Source organism: Oerskovia enterophila (assembly GCF_044748475.1).
Classification (GTDB): Bacteria; Actinomycetota; Actinomycetes; order Actinomycetales; family Cellulomonadaceae; genus Oerskovia; species Oerskovia enterophila.
On sequence record NZ_JBIVFZ010000001.1, the window covers coordinates 541,640 to 563,594 of the forward strand.

Here is a 21,955-nt window from a genome sequence, read left to right on the forward strand (position 1 = left end):
TGTCGTGAACGACATCATGGACCTCCGCCTCTTCACCGAGGTGTTCATCACGCTGTTCGTGATCATGGACCCTCCCGGGACGGTACCGATCTTCCTGGGCCTGACGAGCGCCATGGGCGCCAAGCAGCGCAACCAGGCCGCCAGGACGGCGATCCTCGTCGCGTTCGGCGTGATCGTGTCGTTCGCGGTGTTCGGCCAGCAGATCCTCAACTACATGGGCATCTCCCTCCCGGCGCTCAAGGCGTCCGGCGGGCTCCTGCTGCTGCTGGTCGCCATGGAGCTGCTGACGGGGAAGATGGAGGAGCCGACGCCGTCGGGCAACAAGGGCGTCAACGTCGCCCTGGTCCCGCTCGGCACGCCGCTCCTCGCGGGCCCCGGTGCGATCGTCGCGACCATGGTGTTCGTCCAGCGAGCCGACGGGTCCGCCGCGGACTGGGTCGCGATCGCGGCGGGCGTCGTCGCGGTCCACCTCACGCTCTTCCTGGCGATGCGCTTCGCGAACGTCATCCACCGGGTCCTGGGCGACTCGGGCACGATCCTCGTGACCCGCATCGCAGGGCTGCTGCTCGCGGCCATCGCGGTGCAGCTCGTCGCGGACGCCGTCACGGCGTTCGTCCAGGCGGCCAGCTGACGCCCGGCCGACCCTAGCGCCCCGACGCCCGCGAGACCTCCTGGTCTCGCGGGCGTTCTCATGCCCGACGACGTCGCGCACCGCCGCGCGGCCGCTGCGGGCCGCGTCGGGGAGGCGGGGCATCTGGGGTATTGCCCTCTCCCACGTCGCGAGCGCGCTGGAGTGCGCTCGCTGGGCGGAGGGGGCAGGAACGTGGACGACGACGAGCACGCGCGCTGGGGCCTCGGCTGGCAGCCGACGCGCTCGACCTTTGCGCGGAACTGCTCGATCGCGCCCGATCCACGCCTCTCTCGCCTGAGGCCGAGCAGGCTCCCAGCGACGGGACTGGGGAGCCCCCGGAGGGTGGCGGAGGGTGATCTATGACCTGGGGGACCTGGTCGGCGAGGTGATCGGGAACGAGTTTGGGCGAAGGCCTGAGGAGGCGACTGCGCGAGAGGCGGGCGCGCCGCCTGCGCGCTCAAGGCAGGGCGCAGGCGTCGGTGAGGGTCGGCGCCGGGACTGTTGAGGGTCTTCGTGCGCGATGGCGCACGGCCGACTGGGAGGTCCGGCCGGGGGCGCTGGTCTGCCGCAAGGCCCTGCTCCGGATCGACGCGACGCGAGCGCAGGGCGTTGGAGCAATCGCGCTCGCGGCCTCGGCGAGCGCGGTGGTGGCGACGGGGGTCCACCGCCGGTGGAGCGTGAGGCGATCGTCGAGGTCGTCCATGAGCAGGGCACGCAGGCGACCGCGAGGAGGCAGTCCCTCGGGAGGCGCTGGTCGTGAGAGTCTCCTTGCGGCCCAGGACGAGAGGAAGACCACATGATGGAGATCGACCCAGAGGTCGACGCGGCGTACATCACGCTGCAGCCCATCGGCGACGGCGACGCGGTGCAGCAGATCGTCGTGGACGACGCGCGGCTGCACGGCGAGGTCGTGCTTGACCTCGACGCGAACGGACGACTGCTGGGGATCGAGCTGATCGGCTACCGCGGCATGCTGGACGGCGGTGACGGTGACGGTGAGGACGGCGACCAGGGCGGTGACCGCTGACCCCGGGCCGTCCGCTGAACAAGCCGCGTCGGTCGCTTCGGCGGCGCCCGCTGAGGCGCCCGTTCCTCGCGCCGGATGTCACCGTTCTCTGGTGAACGCGCGCCCGACCGTTCGCGCTCCTCTCCTCCCTCGCCCCGCTGGTCACCAGATGACCAGGGCCTCCTTGGCGCAGGCGAAGCGTCGGCTGGAAGCGTCGGTCGTCGACGAGGCGCCTGACGGAACCGTGGCGTGGTTGGAGGCCGGCGAGGAGGAGTGGGTCGTCGGCAGGAGCAGCTACGGTGACCGCGAACACGGCTTCAACGGCCTGCGAGGGGAGCGCTCATGACCGGCTCGTCCTTCTGGGCGGCGATCGACGCTCTCGGCGGTGACCTCTCGGAGACCGAGCAGGCATTCGTTGATGAGGTCCAACGGATGTCCCCTGCGGAGATCACCGCCTTCGTCGAAGAGTTCCGCAGGGTCGAAGCGTCGCTCGCCGCCGTCGAGGTCTGGGACCCGGTCCTCGGTGTCGCCCTCGACGGGGACGCCCGGGAGCTGGCCGTCGTCCGGTTGATCGCCGGCGGGCCCGACATCGTGGCGGGCGCCGTGGCATCGGGGCGGGCGGTGGTCGAGCTGGGACCGGAGGGTGACGGCGCCGAGGATGTCCTCGACATCATCTCGATGGCGTACGAGCAGGCGACCGGCCTCGCGTTCGCCCCGCCGGAGGGCGAGCCCCGCCCGGGAGAGGTCGGCGCCCAGATGATCGAGCCTCGCTGGTGGGTCCTTCGCTCGCGAGCGCACCGGGGTGCGGCGGCAGCCTGCCGGGAGATCGAGCAGAGCCAGGACCTCAGGGAGCACCTGCTCAGTCACGAGTGTCCGAACGAGCTCTTCATGGTCGTCGAGGCGACGACCAGTGATCGCAACGCGCACGTCGTGCTGCAGGGCAGCCGGATCCTGGCGTTCTTCGACGCACCACTCTCGCGCGGCTCGGCAGCCGACGGGCGCCGAGAGGTCGCCCGCTGCTACGACGTGCTCCGGGATCGGTACGGCTTGCCAGACGTCCTGGGGTCACTCCCGCCCGATTCGTTACCGCATCGAGACGGCTGACCCGCGTCGTCGAGCCCAGGGACGCCCCTAGGGTGGACGGCAAGGGGAAGGCGCGGCCTTCTTCGGTCATGAGTTACGAAGGAGTGCTGATGAACTCGGTAGGTCGCCGTCGACCCGCCGCTCTCACCACGGGGGGCGTCGCCACGGTCCTCGCCGCGACGCTGCTCACGGGCTGCACGGCCGAGGAGAGCACGGTCCCGTCGATCGGCCTGGGGCTCGTCCCCGTGCCGGCGGACGTGAGCGTCGACGAGGGCGAGGAGTTCACGCTCACGGCCGACTCGACGATCGCCCTGGTCACCCCCGAGGACCTGGCGCCCGAGGTCTACCAGGTGGGCGAAGAGCTCGCCGAGCGCCTCGGGACCGCGACCGGTTTCGACCTGCCGCTCGGCCCGGCGGTCGACGGTGCCGTGGGCGAGATCCGCCTCGAGCTCGTGCTGGACACCGAGGTCGTCTGGGAGCGGGACGGCCTGCTCGACGACACGGGCGTCGACGCCTACGAGCTCACGGTCGACGACGAGCAGATCGTCCTGACCGCCGCGACGCCCCCCGGTCTGTTCCGGGGCGCGCAGACGCTCCGACAGCTCTTCCCCGCGCAGATCGATGCGACGACGGTCCAGAAGGAGCCGGCGGGCGGGTGGACGGCACCTGCCGTGACCATCACCGACGAGCCCCGGTTCGCCTACCGCGGCGCGATGCTCGACGTCGCGCGCCGCTTCTACCCGGTCGAGTCCGTCAAGCGGTTCATCGACCACGCGTCGACGTACAAGCTCAACGCGCTCCACCTGCACCTGACGGACGACCAGGGGTGGCGCATCGCGGTCGACGCCCTGCCCGAACTCACCGAGGTCGGCTCCACCACGCAGGAGGGGTGGGAGCCCGGGACGGGGGACGGTGAGCGCTGGTACTACACCGCGGACGAGTACGCGGAGATCGTCGCGTACGCGCGCGACAAGTACATGACGGTCGTCCCGGAGATCGACGGGCCGGGGCACACCCTCGCGGCGCAGGCGTCGCTCGGCTCGCTCACCTGCGACGGCGTCCCGACCCCGCTGTACTGGGGCCCCGAGGTCAACAACCCGATCGTCTGCGCGAGCGACGAGAACATGGGTGACGTCCGGGCCTACCTCCAGACGGTCCTCGCCTCGGTCGCGGGGCAGAACCCCGGCCCGTACCTGCACCTGGGCGGCGACGAGGCGCCCAGCCCGCCCGGCTGGTACCAGAGCTACGCCGAGGCCGCGAACGAGATCGCGACCAGCCACGGCAAGACCGTGATCGGCTGGCACCAGTGGGGGGCGTCCGAGGCGCTCCCGCCCGGCGCGCTGATCCAGTACTGGGGCGTGGGGGAGCGGCTGCGCCCGGTCATCGGCGGGGAGGCGACGAACGCCGACCTGGTCGACGTCCAGGCCGCGCTCGACAAGGGCGCCCGGCTCATCATGTCGCCCGCCGACCGCACGTACCTCGACATGAAGTACGACGAGGACACCCCGTACGGCCTCGAGTGGGCCTCGCGCATCACGCTCGAGGAGGCGTACGACTGGGACCCCGCGACCGAGCTCACCTCACCTGACGGCCAGAGCGCCATGGCGGACGAGTCCGACGTGGCGGGCGTCGAGGTGCTGCTGTGGTCCGACCGCTCCTACCCCGACAGCCTCGCGGGCCTGCCGACGAGCACCGACGTGTTCGTGCCCGTCGACCAGTACGCCGACTTCATGCTCTTCCCGCGACTGCCGGCGACGGCCGAGGTCGCGTGGTCGGAGCAGGCCGACCGTAGCTATCCGGACTTCCGTGACCGGCTCGTCCAGGTGTCCCCGCGCTGGACCGCGGCGGGCATCGGGTGGAACCAGGTCGCCGACGTGGACTGGGCCCCTTGAAGGAGTGAGGGGCCGCACCCGCCTCGGCTGACGGCGTCCCGCCAGGACCTACCAGGCCCCAGGGTCGGGCTCGGCCGCGGCGAACGTGACCCGTCCGTCGTCGGACACGACGAGGCCCGGGTTGTGGGCGACCTCCCAGCGGAACCCGTCCGGGTCCGCGAAGTACCCCGAGTAGCCGCCCCAGGCGCGCACCTGCGCGTGCACGACGACTGAGCCTCCTGCGGCGAGCGCGCTCGCCAGGACGTCGTCCACCTCGGCGGGCGAGCCGACGTTGTGCGAGAGCGCGACGGGCGTCACGGGCTCGGGACCGTGGTGCCCCTCGTGGATGCCGGGACCGGCCTCTTCGAGGAGGTCGGCCCGGCGCCACAGCGACAGCAGCAGGCCGTGACCGACCTGGAGGAAGACGACCTCGCCCAGCACCTCGTTGACGGGTGCCCAGCCCAGCCCGTCGACGTAGAAGGCGCGTGCCCGGGCGACGTCGCGCACCCCCAGGGTGATCAGGCTGACGCGAGGTTCCATGGATCCACGCTAGCCCCGACCCGCCGGGCACGCCGCCGCTGCGCCCGCGCGCATGACGGTTCCCGGGACGACGGCGGGCCGCCGCTCCGAGGAGCGACGGCCCGCCGTCGGTGTCGTGCGTCGAGGGTCACTCGGCCGGAGCCGGCGCCCCCGTGGTGCCGGCGCCCGAGCCGCCGCCGTGCGTGCGGCGACGGTTGCGCTGGCGGCGCGGACGCGACGGAGCGCCGTCCGCGGACGCCCCGGCGGCCGGAGCCTCGGCGCGCGGAGCCTGCTCCGCACCCGTGGAGACGGCCGATGCCGAGGAACGCTGCGCGCCCTCGGAGCTGCGGCCACCCTCGCGTCCACCGGACCGGCCGGCGTCGCGCGAGCTGCTGCGACCGCTGTCGCGGCCACCCGACCGACCGGCGTCGCGCGAGCCCGAGCGGCCCGCGTCGCGGCCTGCGTCGCGACCGCCGCGCGCGGACGACGGCGAGCCGCCGCGCTTGCCGGTCTCGCCCAGGTCCTCGAGCTTCTCGGCGTCCAGGCCCGCGCGGGTCTGCGCGGACTTGGGCAGTCGGCCCTTGGTGCCCTCGGGGATGTTGAGGTCCGAGTACAGGTGCGGGGAGGTCGAGTACGTCTCGACGGGCTCCGGGATGTTCAGGTCCAGGGCCTTGTTGATGAGCGACCAGCGGGGCACGTCGTCCCAGTCGACGAACGTGACGGCCGTGCCCTTGTTGCCCGCGCGGCCGGTACGGCCCGTGCGGTGCAGGTAGGTCTTCTCGTCCTCGGGGCACTGGTAGTTCACGACGTGCGTGACGTCGTCGACGTCGATGCCACGAGCCGCGACGTCGGTCGCGACGAGCACGTCGATCTTGCCCGAGCGGAAGGCGCGCAGCGCCTGCTCGCGGGCGCCCTGGCCCAGGTCGCCGTGGATCGCACCCGAGGCGAAGCCGCGGTCGGCGAGCTCGTCGGCGACCTTGGCGGCCGTGCGCTTGGTGCGCGCGAACACGATCGTCAGGCCGCGGCCCTCGGACTGGAGGATGCGCGCGAGGACCTCGACCTTGTCGAGCGCGTGCGCGCGGTAGACGACCTGCTTGATGTTCTTGACGGTCTGGCCGCCGTCGTCCGGGTCGTTGGCCCGGATGTGCGTCGGCTGCGTCATGTAGCGGCGGGCCATCGAGACGACCGCGCCCGGCATGGTCGCCGAGAACAGCATGGTGTGGCGGGCCGCGGGCGTGCGCGAGAGGAGCTTCTCGACGTCGGGCAGGAAGCCCAGGTCGAGCATCTCGTCGGCCTCGTCGAGCACGACGCAGCGAGCGCGCGTGAGGTTGAGGTGCCCCTGGTTCATGAGGTCGATCATGCGACCGGGGGTGCCGACGACGACCTCGACGCCCGCGTTGAGCGTCGCGATCTGCGGCTCGTACGCACGGCCGCCGTAGAGCTGGATGATGCGGACGCTGCGCTTGGCCGAGGCGGCCTCGAGGTCGCCGGCGACCTGGACCGCGAGCTCACGGGTCGGCACGATGACGAGGGCCTGCGGCTTGCCCGGTGCGGGGAGCTGGTCGAAGCCCTCCTCGCCCGGGGCGATGACGCGGTGCAGCAGCGGCACGCCGAAGCCCAGCGTCTTGCCGGTACCGGTCTTGGCCTGGCCGATGATGTCGTGCCCCGACATCGCGACGGGCAGGGTCATGGCCTGGATGGGGAACGGGTGGGTGATACCGGCGTCGGCCAGCGCCTCGACGATCTCCGGGCGGACACCGAAGTCCGCGAAGGAGACGTCCTTGGCCTGGACGCTCGACGAGAGCGTGCCCTGTGCGTCGTCGACAGGGGCCTCGGCAGGGGTGAGGTCGAGCTCGGTGGGCTCGACAGGTGTTTCGGTGGTGGTCACTGGTGCCTCGTGGTTCTGATGTCTGGCGCGAGGCCCCGCACGTGCGTGATCGACCCGACGGTTGGCGGGTCCACGATGCTCCGGGAAGATCCCAGGCAGGTACGGTCTCTCGCGCCTAGTGGCCGGCAGCCGATCGTGGGTATTCGCCGCGAAGACGTCGTCGGGGGTCGTCGGCCGTGAGGCGCGAACCCCGGTTCCGCCCGCGCGCACCGACCGAGGTCGGCGTCGTGCAGTGTCGTTCGCAAGTCTTTCGGCACGGGGTGGGGCTCACGAGCACCCACCGGGGACCGGGGATTCGGACGACCGGGCAACCGATGTACCCCCCCATACTATCGGACGGCACCCGTCAAGCCGATCATTGCCCGTCATGTCGCGTCCCACGACGGGGGACGCTCGGCGCGACTCGACTATCCTGACCCGATGAGCGAGCCGCAGCACCACGACCCGTCCGTCGCTACCGAGAAGCTCGCCACGGACCGTGACGCGGTCGGTCTGCTGGGCCTCATCGCCTACACCGAGCTCGCGACCTTCGGCCGTCTCGCGGCCGACGCGGCGCACGCTCCGACCCTCGCGCAGCGCCACCAGCTCTCGCGCCACGCGGGCAAGATGCTCGCGCGCCACGAGCGCGTCCTCGAGCGCATCGCCGACCTGGGCGCCGACCCCGAGGCCGAGATGGGCGCGTTCGACGGCATCTTCGACGACTTCGAGGCGCGGACGCCGTCGAGCACCTGGTGGGAGGGCGTGCTCAAGGGGTACGTCGGTCACGGTGTCGCCGACGACTTCTGCCGCCTCGCCGCGGACGGGCTCGACGACGAGTCGCGCGACCTGGTCCTCGAGATCCTCTCGGACGGCGTCGACTCCGAGCGTTCGGCCACCGTCATCGCGGACGCCGCGGCGGCAGACCCCGTGCTCGCGTCGCGGCTCGCCCTGTGGGGACGGCGGCTCGTGGGCGAGGCGCTCGGGCTGGTGCAGACGCTGCTCTCCGAGCGTGAGGGGCTGAGCAGGCTCCTCGCGGACGGCGCGGGGCACCGCACCGAGGCGGGGACCCCGGGAGCCGCGGACGCGACGGGGACGGCCGCTGACCGCCAGGCGTGGGTCTTCTCGCAGCTCACGGCGGAGCACACGCGCAGGATGGGGCGGTTGGGCCTCGCGGCCTGAGCGGTCCGGGACAGCCTCGCGGCCTGAGCGGTCCGGGACAGCCTCGCGGCCTGAGCGGGTGGTGCACGGCCTCGCGGCCTGAGCACCTCAGGACGTCGCGACGTACGACGAGGGCGGTGCCTCGGCCGACCGGCCGGGGCACCGCCCTCGTTCTGCGTGAGCTCTCAGAGGGAGCCGAAGCCCACCCGACGCTGCTCCTCGGTACCGATCTCCACGTAGCCGATCGACGACGTCGGGACGATGACGCGGCGACCGCGCGAGTCGAGCAGCTCGAGTGCCGGACCGCCCGCCAGGGCGGCCGAGACGGCGGCGGCGACGGCCTCCGTGGTCTCCTCCGTCTCGATCACGAGCTCGCGGGCCAAGTTCTGCACACCGATGGTGACTTCCACGTGATTCTCCTTCGCGAGCGTCGCCCGCGGGTGATCCCGCCGGCCACTGGTCGACAACTCCTCCGATACTAACGAGATTCCCGAGGGCCTCGGGTGCTCCCGCGCTGGTGAGGGCGCGCGCGGGCCCTGCTGAGGGCCTACCGCGGCCCCGATCCTCAGGCGTCGCGGCGGAGCATCCCGTGGACGCCTCGCCAGGCGAGCGCGGGCAGCAGGCGGGTGAGCTCGGCGGTCGTCACGTCGCTCTCGGCGCGGACGGCCTCGGTCGCCGCGGTCCGGGCGATCGCGGTGCAGGTCCGGGCGACCACGAGCGCCTCTTGCCCGGTGAGCGACGTGAGCCGGCCGAGCACCTCGGCGAACTCGCGCGCGTTGACCTCGTCGGGTTCGAGCACGCGGGCCCGGACACCGGGGTCGCGCATGACGTCGGACTCGAACAGGAGCCCGGCCGACGGCCCGGCCGACCGCGCGTAGTCGACGTAGGCCCGCACGATCCCCTCGATCACGGCGAGCCCGTCGACCGCGAGGGCGTCGAGGTCCTCGGACGACGTGCCGGGGGCCGCGGAGCGGAAGGGCGCCAGGACGGCGCGCACCGAGCGGACCAGCGCAGCACCCTGCTCGTCGACCAGGGCCATGTAGAGGTCGAGCTTGGACGGGAAGTGCCGGTAGAGCACGGGCTTGCTGACCCCGGCGCCGTCCGCGATGTCGTCCATGGTGATGTGGTGGTAGCCGTGGTCGGAGAACAGACGCTCGGCGACGGCGAGCAGCTGCGCGCGCCGTTCGTCCCGCGGCATGCGCACGGCGATGGACCGTGTGGTTCTCGACTTCTCTGCGACCCCCGACATGCGGCGATAGTACGGGCCGCGGCGTCGGGCCGTGACGGGCGGTGCGATCATGGACACGTGATGCCCCCGGAAGCCCCCCACGACGGATCGAGGGGACGCCCGGAGGGGTCCCCGCAGTGGCATGAAGGTGCAGGCCAGGCCCCGTTCTCGCGCCCGACGGCGCCGCGCACCTCGCGCAGGTCGCGCGCCCGGGCGCGTCTGGGACGGGTCCGCAGGCGCGGGATGCGTCGCGGTCCTGCTCTCGTCCTCGCGTCGGTCGGGCTGCTGGCCGGGCTCGGGGCCGGGGGGCTCGGTGCGGGGTCGCTCCTGCCGGGAGCACCCGGTGCCACCGACGTCGCGGTGGCGGACGGTGCGTCGGAAGCCCCGGTGAGCGGCGCCGTCGGGCAGGCGGTCGACGAGGCCCCCGCGGCTCCCGAGAACCGGGGCGAGGACGTCGCGAGCCGGTCCGTCCGCGACCCCCAGCTGGGGCTCGACGGGCCCGGGTCGCTCCCGCTCGTGCTCGAACGGGAGGTCGAGGCGGGGTCGGGCCTGGTCGGGACCGAGGTGGTGCCGGACCTCGGCGGCGCGCTCGTGGTCGTGCCCGCGGAGGTCGCCGCGCCGGGGGCCGGGACGGTCAAGACCGTGCGGATCGAGGTCGAGGCGGGGCTGCCCGTGGACGGCGAGACGTTCGCCGCGGCCGTCATGGCGACCCTCAACGACCCACGGGGCTGGGGGCCGGTCGACGGTGTGACGTTCGCCCGGACGGGGGGCGACGCGAGCATCCGCGTGGTCCTGGCGAGCCCGGTGACGACCGACCGGATGTGCGCCCCGCTCAAGACCGGCGGGACGTACTCGTGCGGTGTGACGGGTGCGGCGATCCTCAACTTCTCGCGCTGGGTCGAGGGAGCCTCGGACTTCGACGGCGACATGGGGCTCTACCGGCACTATCTGGTGAACCACGAGGTCGGGCACGTGCTGGGCCACCGGCACGTGAGCTGCCCCGCGCCCGGGACGCTCGCCCCCGTCATGGTGCAGCAGTCGATGTCGACCGAGGGCTGCCTGCCCAACGGGTGGCCGACGCTCGGGTAGCCGGGCGGGGTGTCGTCCGGGGCACCTTCCGGGCAGCGGCCGGGGCGCCGTCCGCGAGCCCGGGGCGGGCTCGGGGCGGGCTCGGGCGAGGCCCTCGCCGGGTGCGCCGGAGTGTGGGTGGCTCGTGATGAGATCTTCCCGTGCTGCACCACCCGGACCTCCGCCTCGTCCTGCCGGACACCGCCTCCACGGCGCCCGTCCGGCTCGACGCGACCCAGCGGGCCGCGCTCGACGCGGCGCGCACGGAACCGGCGACCCTGGTCGTCGGGGCTCCCGGGACGGGCAAGACGACCGTGGCCATCGAGGTCGCCGCGCAGGCGCTGAGCGAGGGCGTCGACCCGGCACGCGTCCTGGTGGTCGCGGCGTCCCGACGCTCGGCGGCAGAGGTGCGGGACAGGCTGTCGGCGCGCGCGGACCGGACGGTCAGCGCGCCCATGGTGCGCACGGCCGCGGCCGCGGCCTTCGCGGTCCTGCGTGCGCGCGCGGCAGCGATCGGCGAGCCGCCGCCCACGCTCATCTCCGGTCCCGAGCAGGACCTCCTCCTGGCCGAGCTCCTCGCGGGGCACCTCGACGGGGACGGCGTGCCGCTGCGGTTGCCGGACGGTCTGCCGGAGGAGGTGCTGGCCCTGCGCGGCCTGCGTCAGGAGCTGCGCGACCTGCTGATGCGCGCGGCCGAGCGCGGCCTGACCCCCGCTGACCTCGACGACCTGGGTGCGGCGCACGAGCGCCCCGAGTGGCGGACCGCCGCGCAGGTCTACCAGGAGTACCTCGACGTGACGGCGCTGCGCGTCGGTACCCCGGACCTGGGCGCGCGCTACGACCCGGCGGTCGTGGTCGACGAGGCCGCGGAGGCACTGCTCGCCTGGGAGGACGAGGTCACGGGCGCGCCGCGGCCCACGTGGGACGTGGTCGTCGTGGACGACTACCAGGAGGCCACGATCGCGACCGCGCGCTTCCTGCGCGTGGTGCACGACGCGGGTGCGCGTCTCGTGCTCCTGGCGGACCCGGACACCGCGGTCCAGACCTTCCGTGGCGCGAGCCCGGGGCTGGTCGGTCGCGCCGGCGCGCCCGTGCGTCGGCGGGCAGTGACGGGCGAGTTCGACGCGCGCGTCGAGGTCCTCGGGACGGCCTGGCGTCAGGAGGTCGCGCTACGCGACGTCACCCGGACCGTGACGACCCAGATCGGCACGGTCGCGGGGGCGGTCCACCGTGGGGCCGGGGCCTCGCCGGCTCCCGTCCCCGAGGGCGGGGCGCCCCGCGGGGCGTCGGTCGCGCTGCTCGGCAGCGGCGCGGAGGAGGCCGCGTACGTGGCCCGTGAGCTGCGCGCCGAGCACCTGCTGCACGGCACGCCCTGGGGGCGCATGGCCGTGGTGTGCCGCGCGGGGTCGCAGCTCGCGACCCTCCGGCGCGCGCTCATCGCGGCGTCGGTGCCCGTCGGCATCCTCGGCTCGGACGTCCCGCTGCGCGAGGAGCCCGCGGTCACTCCGCTGCTCGCGATCATGCGCGTCGCGGTGGGCCTGCCTCCGGCCGGGTACTCGCGGGGGCTGGACGGCGTGCGCGGCACGGCCGGGATCGACGACGCGGTGACCCGCGACGTGGGCGACCCTGCCGAGACCCTGATCGAACGGGAGCCGCCGGTTCCCAGCACGACCTTCGACGAGCTGGACCCCGTGACGGCGGCCGCGCTCGTGACCTCGCCCGTGGGCGGGCTGGACGTGGTCGCGCTGCGTCGCCTGCGCCGGGCGCTGCGGGCCGAGGAGCTCGGGTCGGGCGGCGGGCGCACGTCGGACGCCCTCCTGGTCGAGGTCCTGCTCGACGCGTCGCGCGCCGCGACGCTGCCCGCGAGCGTGCGTCGCGGTGCCGTGGCGGTCGCTCGGGTGATCGCCGCCGGACGGGAGGCCACGCTCGCCCCCGACGCGACCGCACAGACCGTGCTCTGGGCGATCTGGAGCGCGACCGGGCTCTCGGACCGTTGGCGCGACGCCGCGCTGGGCGGTGGAGCGGTCGGCGCGCGCGCCGACCGCGACCTCGACGCGGTCCTCGCGCTCTTCCGCGCCGCGGAGACGTTCGTCGACCGCATGCCGGGCGCTCCGCCGTCGGCGTTCGTGGAGTACCTCGAGTCCCAGGACCTCCCCGCGGACTCGCTCGCGGCCCGGGCCGCCGGGACTGACTCCGTCGCGGCGCTCACGCCCGCCGGGGCGGCGGGGCGCGAGTGGGACGTCGTGGTCGTGGCCGGCGTCCAGGACGGCGTGTGGCCGGACCTACGCCTGCGCGACTCCCTGCTCGGGTCGGAGGCGCTCGTCGAGCTCCTCGCGGGGCGCTCGCAGGACGCGCACGGCCTGGGACCCGACGCTCGGCGGGCCGTCCTGACCGACGAGCTGCGCTCGTTCGCGGTCGCGACCTCGCGTGCGTCACGTCGTCTGCTCGTCACGGCCGTGAGCGACGTCGACGAGGTGCCCTCACCGTTCGTCGACCTCGTGTGCCCGCCCGCGGGGCCCGACGACGCCGCCCAGGGGGCGGGTGGTGTGCCTCAGGACGGTGGCGACGGGGACGGGCCGGTGCTCCCCGAGGAGGAGCGGGACCCGCGCCGCGTCCAGGTCGGTCAGCCCCTCGATCTGCGCGGGCTCGTGGCCTCGGCGCGCAGCCTGCTCGTGGAGGAGATGGTGCGCGGGGACGGCTCGACGCGAGACGTGGGGGACCCAGGCGACCCCGTGCGACCCGAGGCCCTCGCCGAGCTGCTCGCCGACCTGGCGCTCGCGGGCGTGGGCGAGGCCCGGCCGGAGTCCTGGTACGGCGTGAACCCCGTCTCGAGCACCGACCCCTTGTGGGGCCCCGAGGACACGGTCATGATCTCGCCGTCCAAGGTCGAGTCGGTGAGCAGGTGCGCGCTGCGCTGGGCCGTGGAGAGCGCGGGAGGCACGGCCCCCGACGCGACGGCCCAGTCGCTCGGCAACCTGGTCCACTCGATCGCGCAGGAGGCGCCGCGCGGCACGCACTCCGAGCTCGCGGCCGAGCTGGACCGCCGCTGGCCCGAGCTCGCGCTCACGCCGGGCTGGCCCACGACCCAGACGCGCCACAAGGCCGAGGACATGGTCGGTCGGCTCGCGGGGTACCTGCAGGCCTCGGGCGAGCCCTTGCTCGTCGAGGCGCCGTTCGAGCTGGAGATCGGCCGTGCCGTGCTGCGCGGGGTCATCGACCGGGTGGAGGACGCCGGTGACGGCGCGGTGCGCGTCGCGGACCTCAAGACGGGCAAGACCAAACCGTCGGTCACGGAGGCCGTGACCAATCCCCAGCTCGGCACCTACCAGCTTGCCGTCGAGGGCGGTGCGCTCGACCTGCCCGAGGGCACGCGCAGCGCGGGCGCGCAGCTCGTGTTCGTCGGCGATGGCAAGGACGCCGGGCTGCGGACCCAGCCGGCGCTGGAGCCCGAGCCCGACGGGACGAGCTGGGCGCGCGAGCTCGTCGAGGACGTCGCGGACACCATGGCCGACTCGGTGTTCACGGCCCGGGAGAACAAGCTGTGCTCGGTGTGCCCCGTGCGCCGGTCCTGCCCCCTGATGACGGAAGGCCGCCAGGTGATCGCATGAGCGCCGAGTCGCTGTTCGACGAGCTCGACCTCGGGACGGTCGGAGTCCCGGCCGGGGCCGGCGGGGAGGGCGCGCGCGAGCTGCCCGAGCCACGCTTCTCGGCCGTGCGGATCGCAGAGATGCTGGGTCGTCCTCGGCCCACCGACGAGCAGGTCGCGGTGATCGAGGCGCCCCTCGCGCCGCTGCTCGTCGTCGCCGGGGCCGGGTCGGGCAAGACCGAGACCATGGCCGCGCGCGTGGTGTGGCTCATCGCGAACGAGTGGGTCGCCAAGGAGGCCGTGCTCGGGCTGACGTTCACGCGCAAGGCGGCGGGCGAGCTCGCCGAGCGCGTGCAGTCGCGCCTCCTGCAGCTCGATCGCGCCCTGGGCAACGACGGTGCGGCGCTGTCGATGCTGGACCGGCCCGCGATCTCGACCTACAACTCGTACGCCGCCTCGCTCGTGGGGGACCACGCGTTGCGGATCGGGATCGAGCCCGGCGCGCGGCTGCTCTCGGAGGCCAGCCAGTGGCAGCTCGCGGCCGAGGTCGTCGAGAGCTGGGCCGGCGACCTCCAGACCGAGGCGGCGTTCTCCACGGTCGTCGGCGCGGTGCTGTCGCTGTCCGGTGCGCTGAGCGAGCACCTGCTGAGCCCCGACGAGGCCCGCGCGGGCATCACGGGCATCGTCGACTCGATCCTCGCGACGCCTCTCGGCGGCAGGCGCACCGAGCACTACGCCGAGGTCAAGAGGCTCCTGGGCTCGCTCGGTGAGCGCCACCGGCTGCTCGACGTGGTCGAGGCCTACCAGGAGCGCAAGCGGACCTCGGACTCGCTCGACTTCGGGGACCAGGTCGCGATCGCGGCTCGGCTCGCCCGGACCGTGCCCACGGTGGGAGCAGGGGAGCGGGCGCGGTACGGGGTCGTGCTGCTCGACGAGTACCAGGACACGTCGTACGCACAGGTCGAGCTCCTGTGCGCGCTGTTCGGCGGACATCCGGTCACGGCCGTGGGCGACCCGAACCAGTCGATCTACGGCTGGCGCGGCGCGAGCGCGTCGGGCCTCGCGCGGTTCCCCGAGCGGTTCCGCGCGACGGGCCCCGGCAGCACGGGCGCCCCCGCCGACGTGCAGTACCTCAGCACGTCCTGGCGCAACGACCGGGCCGTGCTGGCGGCGGCCAACGTCACGGCCGCGCCGCTGCGCGAGGGGGCCACGCGTGTGCCCGTGCCGCAGCTCGACGAACGCCCGGGGGCCGGGGGCGGTGTGGTGACCGGCGTCTACGCCGCGACGCTCGAGGAGGAGGCCGCGGCGGTCGCGGACTTCGTCGCCGAACGCTGGCGCCCGCGCACTCGCCGTCAGGAACGCGTGACCGCGGCCGTGCTGTGCCGTGCGCGCTCGCAGTTCCTCGCGATGGAGGTCGCGCTGCGGGCCAAGGGCCTGCCGGTCGAGGTCGTCGGCCTGGGCGGCCTGCTCTCGACCCCCGAGGTCGTGGACCTCGTCGCCCTGCTCGAGGTCGCGCACGACCCGTCGCGCGGCGACTCGCTCATGCGCATCCTCACGGGGCCGCGCCTCAACCTGGGCGCGGCGGACCTGCACGCGCTGAGCAGCTGGGCGGCAGACCTGGCGCGCCGGGACGCGGCGCGCCGCCCGTCGACGGGCGCCTCGGGCGGTCCCGGCGGTCTGTCGGGCGCCCTCGCGTCCGACGGCGCCGCACCCGATGGTCCGTCCGGTGCGGCGGGGGAGGGCGAGCTGCCCGGCGTCGCCGAGGACGGGACGCTCACCGTGGTCGAGGGAGACGTGGTCGACCACCGGTCGATCGTCGACGCGCTCGACGACCTGCCCGCGCCCGGACGCGCTGCCCGGGACGGGCGCGAGCTCACCGAGGAGGGGCACGCGCGGCTGGCCGCGCTGTCCACGGTCCTGCGCGACCTGCGCGGGCAGACGTACCTGTCCTTGCCGGAGCTCGTCACGCAGGCCGAGCGGGCGCTCGGCCTCGACATCGAGGTGACCACCGCGGCGACGCTCGCGGCGGGCGGGTTCGGCGAGGAGGTCGGCGACCGGGGACGCGCGCACCTCGACGCGTTCCGTGACGTCGCCGCGACGTTCTCGCAGTCGGCGGACCTGCCGACGCTCGGCGCCTTCCTCGCGTGGCTCGGCACGGCCGGCTCCCAGGAGCGGGGTCTCGACCTGCCCGTGCGCGAGCCGGACCCCGACGCGGTGCAGATCATCACGGTGCACGCTTCGAAGGGCCTGGAGTGGGACGTCGTCGCGGTGCCGGGCATGGTCGACGGGATCTTCCCCAACACCGCGGTGGGGGACAAGGGGCCGACCGACAGCGGCTGGTTCACGGGGCTGGGCAACCTCCCGTACCCGTTGCGCGGTGACGCGGAGGACCTGCCCGTCTTCCACTTCGAGGTCGCGGAGGACGCCAAGGACCTCGACGGGCGCCGCAAGGAGTTCCTCGCGGCGAGCGGTGAGCACCAGGTCGACGAGGAGCGTCGGCTCGCGTACGTGGCGTTCACGCGCGCCCGCGCCGAGCTGCTGCTGGCCGGGTCGTGGTGGCGCGACGCGACCAAGCCCCGCACGCCCTCGCCGTTCCTCGTGGAGCTGGCCGAGGCCGGCATCATCAGCGACGCCGACTGGGCCGGCATGCCCGCGAAGGACGAGACCAACCCGCGCGACGAGCTGGTCCACGAGAAGGACTGGCCGCGCGGGGAGCCGGGAGCTGGCGCGAGGGAAACAGCCACGCCCAGTGAGACGGCCGCTCCACCGGCCGAGCCGCGCGCCCGAGCGGTCGTGCGGGCCGCCGCGGACCGGGTCCGGGGACGGATCGACGCACGCGCCTCGCTCGGGGCTGTCAACGGTGCTGACGCGGGCGTCGGCTCAGGTCCGGGCTCGTTGGCGGACGGGCATGCCCCCCTGCTCGACGCGTCGGGCACGGACCTGCACGAGCTCGCGCGCATCCTGCTCGAGGAGCGCGACCGCCGCGACGCCCGCAGCAGCGAGATCTCGTTCCCCGCGCACATCTCGGCATCGGGGCTCGTGCGTCTGGCCGCGGACCGGGGCGAGTACGCGCTGCACCTGCGGCGCCCGGTGCCCGCGCAACCCACGGTGCATGCGCGTCGCGGCACGCAGTTCCACCTGTGGGCCGAGCAGTACTTCACGTCGTCGTCGTTGCTCGACGTCGACGACCTGCCGGGGGCCGACGACGAGGACATCTCCCCGGACCTGGACCTCGAGGCGCTCCAGCAGACGTTCCTCGCCTCGGAGTGGGCGGGGCGCACGCCGATCGCCGTGGAGGTCGACGTCGAGACCCCCGTGGGCGGCATCATGTTCCGTTCGCGTATCGACGCCGTCTTTCCCGAGAGCCCCGAGCACGCTGGCGGGGCGAGGGACGCCGTCGTCGTCGTGGACTGGAAGACGGGCAAGGCCCCGCGCGACGCCGAGGCCCGGCGCACGCGCGAGGTCCAGCTCGCGGTGTACCGGCTCGCGTGGTCGCGCTGGTCCGGGCTGCCGGTCGAGAAGGTCAACGCCGCGTTCTACTACCTGGGATCGGACGAGACGGTGCGCCCCGAGCGGCTGCTCGACGCGGCCGAGCTGGAGGCGCTCGTGGCGGGGCACGGCGCCTGAGCGCACCGCCCTCCGGCTAGCCCTCGTCGTCCCCGCTCGTGACCTCGTCCAGGTCCAGGAGCATGTCCACGGCGTCGGCGACCACGTCGTCGAGCCCGTGCCGCACCCCGTGCAGCAGCCAGCGCGCCAGGGCCAGCTCGCCCGCGAGCAGCGCACGGTCCGTCAGGTGCGGGTCGGTGAGCTCGGTGCGGCGCAGCTGGTAGGCCTCCATGATCGAGTCGATCGCCTCGGGCGGGGCCGCCACGAGCAGCCACGCGAGGTCGTCGGCGGGGTCGGCCACGCGCGCCTCGGCCCAGTCGGTCACGGCGACGACGCGCCCGCGCGCGACGAGCACCTGGCCCGCGCCGAGGTCCCCGTGGACGACGACGGGCTGGTACTTCCACAGCGACACGTCCTCGAGCGCGGCCTCCCAGCGGCGCAGGAGCCGGGCGGGCACCCTGCCGGTCTTCGCGGCCTCGTCGACCTCGGCGAGGCGGCGGTCGCGGTACTCGGCGGCCGTGTAGACGGGCAGGCCCGCGTTCTCGACGACGGACTGCGGCAGCTCGTGCACCGCGGCAAGCACACGCCCCAGGTCCGCGGCGAGCCCCGGGCCCGGGCGCAGGGTGTCGAGGTCGAGCGGGACGCCGCCGTACCGGTGGTGCACCACGGCGCGTCCGCCCTCGGGCAGCAGGGCGTAGCCCAGCACGTCGGGGACGGTGAAGGACAGGACGCCCGTCGTCACGTAGTGGCGCAGCGAGTCCAGCAGGGCCGTCTCGGCCTCGAGGGCGGCGCCGGCCGCGAGCGTGCGAGGAGCGCGGACGACCCATTCCTGCCCGTCGCCGTCGGTGACGATCGCGACGTCGTCGTCCCCTGTCGCCTCGGACGGTCGCACGGACCGGACGTCGAGGCCGGGGACGGCTGCGGTCGCGAGCGCGGCGAGGGTGAGAGGTGAGCGTGGCACGCGTCCACGGTAGTCGGTGCGCAGCGACGGGCCGCCCTCGGCGGCAGGTGTGTCCGCGACGCGAGCCGCGCCGTGTGCGCTGCGAGCGCCGCGCGTCCCGCGTGACCTACGGTCGACAGGTGACCGACCAGACCTCGCCCGCAACCCCCGTCCCGAACCCGCAGCCCTCGGCGGGAGCTGTCGAGCGCCCCAGCGCGTTCGCCGCGCACCTGCCGCTCGCCCGCTCCGCGCTCGACCGTGCGGCGCACCGCCGCACCGAGGAGGGCCTGTTCGCGACGCTGCGTGCCGACCCCTCGACCCGTGTGGTCCTGCTGCACCGCGGACGGCTCGCGACCGGACCGGGCGGGCTCGCGCTCGCCACCCCTCAGGACGTCGCCGCCGTTCCCGAGCCCCACGCGGCCACGGGTGACCACAGCAACACGCCGCGCTGGGTCTTCCTGGGCGAGGACGCGCCGTCGGGCACGTCCTTCCTGGCCCTCCTCCTGCCCGACGACGCGGACGACCTCGACCTCGACATCGAGGGCGTGGACCCCTCGGGTCCGCTGTCCGTCCTGGTACGGGCGCACGAGTGGGCCGGGCTGCGCGAGCTGGCCTCGCGCCTCGGCCCGCGCGACACGGGGCTCGCGACCGAGGCCGTGGCTCTCGCGGCATGGCACGCGGCCAACGAGCGCTGCCCGCGCTGCGGCGAGCCGACCGTCCCCGTCGCGTCGGGCTGGGTGCGGCGCTGCGTGGCGCAGGACATCGAGCACTACCCGCGGACGGACCCGGCGGTCATCATGGCGGTCGTCGACCCGGGCGCGGGGCCCGGCCAGGACCGGCTCCTGCTGGGCCACGCCGCGCACTGGCCCGAGGGACGCTTCTCGACGCTCGCGGGCTACGTCGAGCCGGGCGAGGGGCTCGAGCAGGCCGTGCGGCGCGAGGTCGCGGAGGAGGTCGGCGTCCAGGTGGGCGAGGTCGTCTACCGGGCGAGCCAGCCGTGGCCGTTCCCGGCCTCGCTCATGCTGGGCTTCACGGCCACGGCGCTCACGACGGACATCCGGCCCGACGGCGAGGAGGTCACCGACGCGCGCTGGTTCACCCGGGCGCAGCTTGTCCGGGCCACGGAGAGCGGGGAGGTGAAGCTGCCGAGCCGTTCCTCGATCGCGCGGGCGCTCGTCGAGGAGTGGTTCGGGGGTCCGCTCGCGGGGGACTGACGTGCCACAGGGGCGTCCAGGGTGCTCGACGGGCCGATCCTCGATGCCCTGCCTACGGTGGACGCACCGGCTCGTCCACCCTGAGGAGTGAGCATGAACCCGTCGATCAGCGTTCTCTTCCGTGCGATCCCGTTGGCGATGGGGGCGGTGTGCCTCGCGTTCGGGCTCTACGTCCTGTCGGGCGGTGACGACGCGAACCACTTCGTCGCAGGTCACGTCAACGTGGCCCTGACCGCGATCTGCATCGCGCTGTTCACGACCGCCGCGACGATCATCCGCCAGCTCGTCCACCGGTACGGCAGGGTCTGGGAGATCGTCCTGCCCGTGCTCGGATACGCGGTGGCCATCGCGACCATGATCTGGGGCATCACGATCATCGGTCGGGGCGACGAGCCGCAGTTCATCGTGGCCGGGCACGTGATGCTCGGCATCGGTTTCATCGCGGGGTGCGTGAGCACCGTGGCCACGGCGTCGACCAAGTTCGTGCTCATCCAGAAGAGCGCGGCCCTTCCCGTCGGAGGCGGTGCACCGGACGGCGCCTACTCACGCGGGGCGGGAACCGTGCTGATCGCGATCCCCGCTCTGTTCGCGGTGGCCGGTCTCATCGTCGCGGTGACGCTCTACGCGCGCGGCGGCAATGCGGCCCTGGTCGCGGGCAACGTCATGGTCGGCCTGTCGCTCGTCTGTTCCGCGCTCGTCGCGCTCGTCGCGAGCATCGTGCGCCAGGTCCGCAACGAGTTCGGCGACGCCGAGCGCTACCGCTGGACGTGGTGGGTCGTCGCGATGGGAACCATCAACGTCGCCCTGGGCCTCGTGGTGCTCTTCAGTTCGGACGACCCGTCGCGCCTGGCCCCCGGCACCGTGCTGATCGGCCTGGGGCTCATCTGCTTCAGCATCCTGTCCAAGGTGCTTCTGCTCGCGCTCGTGTGGCGCCAGGTCTTCGCGCTCGCCAACCGGATCCCCATCATCCCCGTGGCCACGGCGCTCGCGTGCCTGTTCTTCGCGGCGTTCCTCTTCGAGGCGACCATGACCGAGCCGGGCTTCTTCGTCGGCGCGCACGTCCTGGTCGGGCTCGGTGCGGTCTGCTTCACGCTCTTCTCGATCGTGTCGATCCTCGAGGCGGGGACCTCGAAGTAGCCGGTCAGCCGGGCACGTGCGGGCTGCGCGTGCGCGCGACCGCGACCGCGGGCTGCGCGAGCACGATCCGAGCACGGCAGAAGGCCCCGGACTCCTGTCCAAGGCCTTCTGCGACGACGACGTGCCGCGTGGTGCGCGACAGCACCTCGTCCGGGAGCGGGGAGGTCAGGCCGCGAGGCGCTCCTTGACCTGGGCGAGCGACGGGTTGGTCGCCGCGGTGCCGTCCGGGAAGACGACGGTCGGCACGGTCTGGTTGCCACCGTTGACCTGCTCGACGTAGGCCGCGCTCTCGGGGTGCTCCTCGATGTTGACCTCGGTGTACCCGATGCCCGCGGAGTCGAGCTGGGTCTTCAGGCGACGGCAGTAGCCGCACCAGCTCGTCGAGTACATGACGATCGATCCGGCGTCGGGGGTGGTCGGGGCCGTGGCCATCGGTGCTCCTTCGTTCGCGGGGCCCGGGCGTGCGCGCGGGCCGGCAACCGCGCCGGGCACAGGACCCGGGTGCTGCCGTCGTGGGCAACGTCCGCGGGGGTGCGGTTGTTCCCTCTCGTGGGAAGGGAGTCCGTGGTGCGAGTGTCCGACGCGGGGAGCGCCGGTACGCAGCCGCGCCGGCGTCAGCGTCGCTCGGCGAGGTCGGTGACCTCCTCGAACGGGGCCTCCAGGCCGAGCGCGGCGTCTCCGCCTGTGGCCCCGGCCTCGATCACGACCGCGACGACGTCCGTGGTCGCCCAGGTCTGATGGACCTCGCCCCGCTCCCAGACGACCGCTTCGCCGCTCCGCAGGGCGAGCCTCACCTGCTCGGCGCCCGTGCCCGAGGACACGACAGCCTGGCCCGCGACGAGCGCGAAGACCTGCGGCGCCGTGGCGGGATGCTCACCCAACGTCCCACCCGCACCGAGGCGGGCGACGTTCACGTGCGTCCGCTCGGAGTGCTCGACGAACGGGAGGAGCGTCATGTCGACGCCCGAGCTGCCGAACCGGTCGATCGTGTGCTGGGGAAGGCGGAAGATGCGCATCGGTCGATTGTGGCAGCGCAGGCAC

18 protein-coding genes are annotated in these 21,955 nt (G+C 73.8%); 11 read left to right on the top strand and 7 right to left on the bottom strand.

Translation table 11 applies throughout. From position 1 onward, the window contains the following. The first annotated feature begins 4 nt into the window (after nt 1-4). The 5 genes from ACIPWA_RS02320 (at nt 5) to ACIPWA_RS02340 (ending at nt 4,612) form a co-directional block, all read left to right on the top strand. Nucleotides 5-631 carry a MarC family protein gene (locus tag ACIPWA_RS02320; protein ID WP_354511011.1) on the top strand — a complete coding sequence of 209 codons (627 nt, stop codon included), beginning with the start codon at nt 5-7 and terminating at the stop codon, nt 629-631. Nucleotides 632-1,427: 796 nt separating this feature from the next. Beyond that, a complete protein-coding gene (locus ACIPWA_RS02325) occupies nt 1,428-1,658 on the top strand; it encodes a DUF2283 domain-containing protein (RefSeq protein WP_400287916.1) in 231 nt (76 codons plus the stop codon). A gap of 148 nt (nt 1,659-1,806) precedes the next feature. Beyond that, nucleotides 1,807-1,983, top strand: coding sequence for a hypothetical protein (locus ACIPWA_RS02330; RefSeq protein ID WP_400287917.1), 177 nt, complete (start codon nt 1,807-1,809; stop codon nt 1,981-1,983). Beyond that, the gene (locus tag ACIPWA_RS02335) at nt 1,980-2,741 is read left to right on the top strand and encodes a hypothetical protein (RefSeq protein WP_400287918.1); all 762 of its coding nucleotides are present in this window, start codon (nt 1,980-1,982) and stop codon (nt 2,739-2,741) included. The genes ACIPWA_RS02330 and ACIPWA_RS02335 overlap by 4 nt, the downstream gene beginning before the upstream one ends. A gap of 89 nt (nt 2,742-2,830) precedes the next feature. Further along, nucleotides 2,831-4,612, top strand: coding sequence for a beta-N-acetylhexosaminidase (locus ACIPWA_RS02340; RefSeq protein WP_400287919.1), 1,782 nt, complete (start codon nt 2,831-2,833; stop codon nt 4,610-4,612). Nucleotides 4,613-4,660: 48 nt separating this feature from the next. Here ACIPWA_RS02340 and ACIPWA_RS02345 read toward each other — a convergent pair whose 3' ends face one another. Together ACIPWA_RS02345 and ACIPWA_RS02350 are read right to left on the bottom strand one after the other, a co-directional pair. Beyond that, nucleotides 4,661-5,131, bottom strand: coding sequence for a VOC family protein (locus ACIPWA_RS02345; protein ID WP_400287920.1), 471 nt, complete (start codon nt 5,129-5,131; stop codon nt 4,661-4,663). A 127-nt stretch (nt 5,132-5,258) separates the two neighbouring features. Continuing rightward, entirely contained in the window at nt 5,259-6,998 is a 1,740-nt protein-coding gene (locus tag ACIPWA_RS02350) for a DEAD/DEAH box helicase (RefSeq protein ID WP_400287921.1), read from the bottom strand. A gap of 420 nt (nt 6,999-7,418) precedes the next feature. Here ACIPWA_RS02350 and ACIPWA_RS02355 point away from each other — a divergent pair, with 420 nt between their 5' ends. Further along, on the top strand, nt 7,419-8,156 hold the full coding sequence (locus ACIPWA_RS02355) for a ferritin-like fold-containing protein (protein WP_068707813.1): 738 nt from the start codon (nt 7,419-7,421) through the stop codon (nt 8,154-8,156). A gap of 164 nt (nt 8,157-8,320) precedes the next feature. Here ACIPWA_RS02355 and ACIPWA_RS02360 read toward each other — a convergent pair whose 3' ends face one another. Both ACIPWA_RS02360 and ACIPWA_RS02365 read right to left on the bottom strand, forming a co-directional pair. Further along, a complete protein-coding gene (locus ACIPWA_RS02360) occupies nt 8,321-8,545 on the bottom strand; it encodes a DUF3107 domain-containing protein (RefSeq protein WP_056647744.1) in 225 nt (74 codons plus the stop codon). 155 nt (nt 8,546-8,700) lie between these two features. Further along, entirely contained in the window at nt 8,701-9,384 is a 684-nt protein-coding gene (locus ACIPWA_RS02365; RefSeq protein ID WP_400287922.1) for a TetR/AcrR family transcriptional regulator, read from the bottom strand. A gap of 222 nt (nt 9,385-9,606) precedes the next feature. On the opposite strand from ACIPWA_RS02365, the gene ACIPWA_RS02370 reads away from it, so the two are divergent. From ACIPWA_RS02370 to ACIPWA_RS02380, 3 genes are all read left to right on the top strand, one after another. Then, on the top strand, nt 9,607-10,452 hold the full coding sequence (locus ACIPWA_RS02370; protein ID WP_400287923.1) for a DUF3152 domain-containing protein: 846 nt from the start codon (nt 9,607-9,609) through the stop codon (nt 10,450-10,452). Nucleotides 10,453-10,592: 140 nt separating this feature from the next. After that, complete coding sequence (locus ACIPWA_RS02375) at nt 10,593-14,039, top strand: ATP-dependent helicase (protein WP_400287924.1); 3,447 nt, start codon at nt 10,593-10,595, stop codon at nt 14,037-14,039. Further along, entirely contained in the window at nt 14,036-17,644 is a 3,609-nt protein-coding gene (locus ACIPWA_RS02380; RefSeq protein ID WP_400287925.1) for a UvrD-helicase domain-containing protein, read from the top strand. Before ACIPWA_RS02375 ends, ACIPWA_RS02380 begins: the two co-directional genes overlap by 4 nt. A gap of 16 nt (nt 17,645-17,660) precedes the next feature. Here the strand turns inward: ACIPWA_RS02380 and ACIPWA_RS02385 are convergent, their stop codons facing one another. Further along, on the bottom strand, nt 17,661-18,584 hold the full coding sequence (locus ACIPWA_RS02385; RefSeq protein WP_400287926.1) for a phosphotransferase: 924 nt from the start codon (nt 18,582-18,584) through the stop codon (nt 17,661-17,663). 119 nt (nt 18,585-18,703) lie between these two features. Between ACIPWA_RS02385 and nudC the strand changes: the two genes are divergently transcribed. Both nudC and ACIPWA_RS02395 read left to right on the top strand, forming a co-directional pair. Further along, complete coding sequence (gene nudC, locus ACIPWA_RS02390) at nt 18,704-19,777, top strand: NAD(+) diphosphatase (protein ID WP_400287927.1); 1,074 nt, start codon at nt 18,704-18,706, stop codon at nt 19,775-19,777. 93 nt (nt 19,778-19,870) lie between these two features. Next, a complete protein-coding gene (locus tag ACIPWA_RS02395; protein WP_400287928.1) occupies nt 19,871-20,914 on the top strand; it encodes a DUF2776 family protein in 1,044 nt (347 codons plus the stop codon). A gap of 165 nt (nt 20,915-21,079) precedes the next feature. Here the strand turns inward: ACIPWA_RS02395 and ACIPWA_RS02400 are convergent, their stop codons facing one another. Beyond that, nucleotides 21,080-21,346, bottom strand: a complete 267-nt coding sequence (locus ACIPWA_RS02400) for a mycoredoxin (RefSeq protein WP_068625587.1) — start codon at nt 21,344-21,346, stop codon at nt 21,080-21,082. A gap of 182 nt (nt 21,347-21,528) precedes the next feature. Further along, a complete protein-coding gene (locus ACIPWA_RS02405) occupies nt 21,529-21,930 on the bottom strand; it encodes a hypothetical protein (protein WP_400287929.1) in 402 nt (133 codons plus the stop codon). Between the last annotated feature and the right edge of the window lie 25 nt (nt 21,931-21,955).

Bases quoted from the DNA above. Each gene is read 5' to 3' on its own strand.
- ACIPWA_RS02365 (WP_400287922.1), bottom strand. From the start codon at position 9,384: ATGTCGGGGGTCGCAGAGAAGTCGAGAACCACACGGTCCATCGCCGTG.
- ACIPWA_RS02335 (WP_400287918.1), top strand. From the start codon at position 1,980: ATGACCGGCTCGTCCTTCTGGGCGGCGATCGACGCTCTCGGCGGTGAC.
- ACIPWA_RS02330 (WP_400287917.1), top strand. From the start codon at position 1,807: ATGACCAGGGCCTCCTTGGCGCAGGCGAAGCGTCGGCTGGAAGCGTCG.
- ACIPWA_RS02380 (WP_400287925.1), top strand. From the start codon at position 14,036: ATGAGCGCCGAGTCGCTGTTCGACGAGCTCGACCTCGGGACGGTCGGA.
- ACIPWA_RS02355 (WP_068707813.1), top strand. From the start codon at position 7,419: ATGAGCGAGCCGCAGCACCACGACCCGTCCGTCGCTACCGAGAAGCTC.
- ACIPWA_RS02340 (WP_400287919.1), top strand. From the start codon at position 2,831: ATGAACTCGGTAGGTCGCCGTCGACCCGCCGCTCTCACCACGGGGGGC.
- ACIPWA_RS02345 (WP_400287920.1), bottom strand. From the start codon at position 5,131: ATGGAACCTCGCGTCAGCCTGATCACCCTGGGGGTGCGCGACGTCGCC.
- ACIPWA_RS02370 (WP_400287923.1), top strand. From the start codon at position 9,607: ATGCGTCGCGGTCCTGCTCTCGTCCTCGCGTCGGTCGGGCTGCTGGCC.
- ACIPWA_RS02405 (WP_400287929.1), bottom strand. From the start codon at position 21,930: ATGCGCATCTTCCGCCTTCCCCAGCACACGATCGACCGGTTCGGCAGC.
- ACIPWA_RS02325 (WP_400287916.1), top strand. From the start codon at position 1,428: ATGATGGAGATCGACCCAGAGGTCGACGCGGCGTACATCACGCTGCAG.
- ACIPWA_RS02395 (WP_400287928.1), top strand. From the start codon at position 19,871: ATGAACCCGTCGATCAGCGTTCTCTTCCGTGCGATCCCGTTGGCGATG.
- ACIPWA_RS02400 (WP_068625587.1), bottom strand. From the start codon at position 21,346: ATGGCCACGGCCCCGACCACCCCCGACGCCGGATCGATCGTCATGTAC.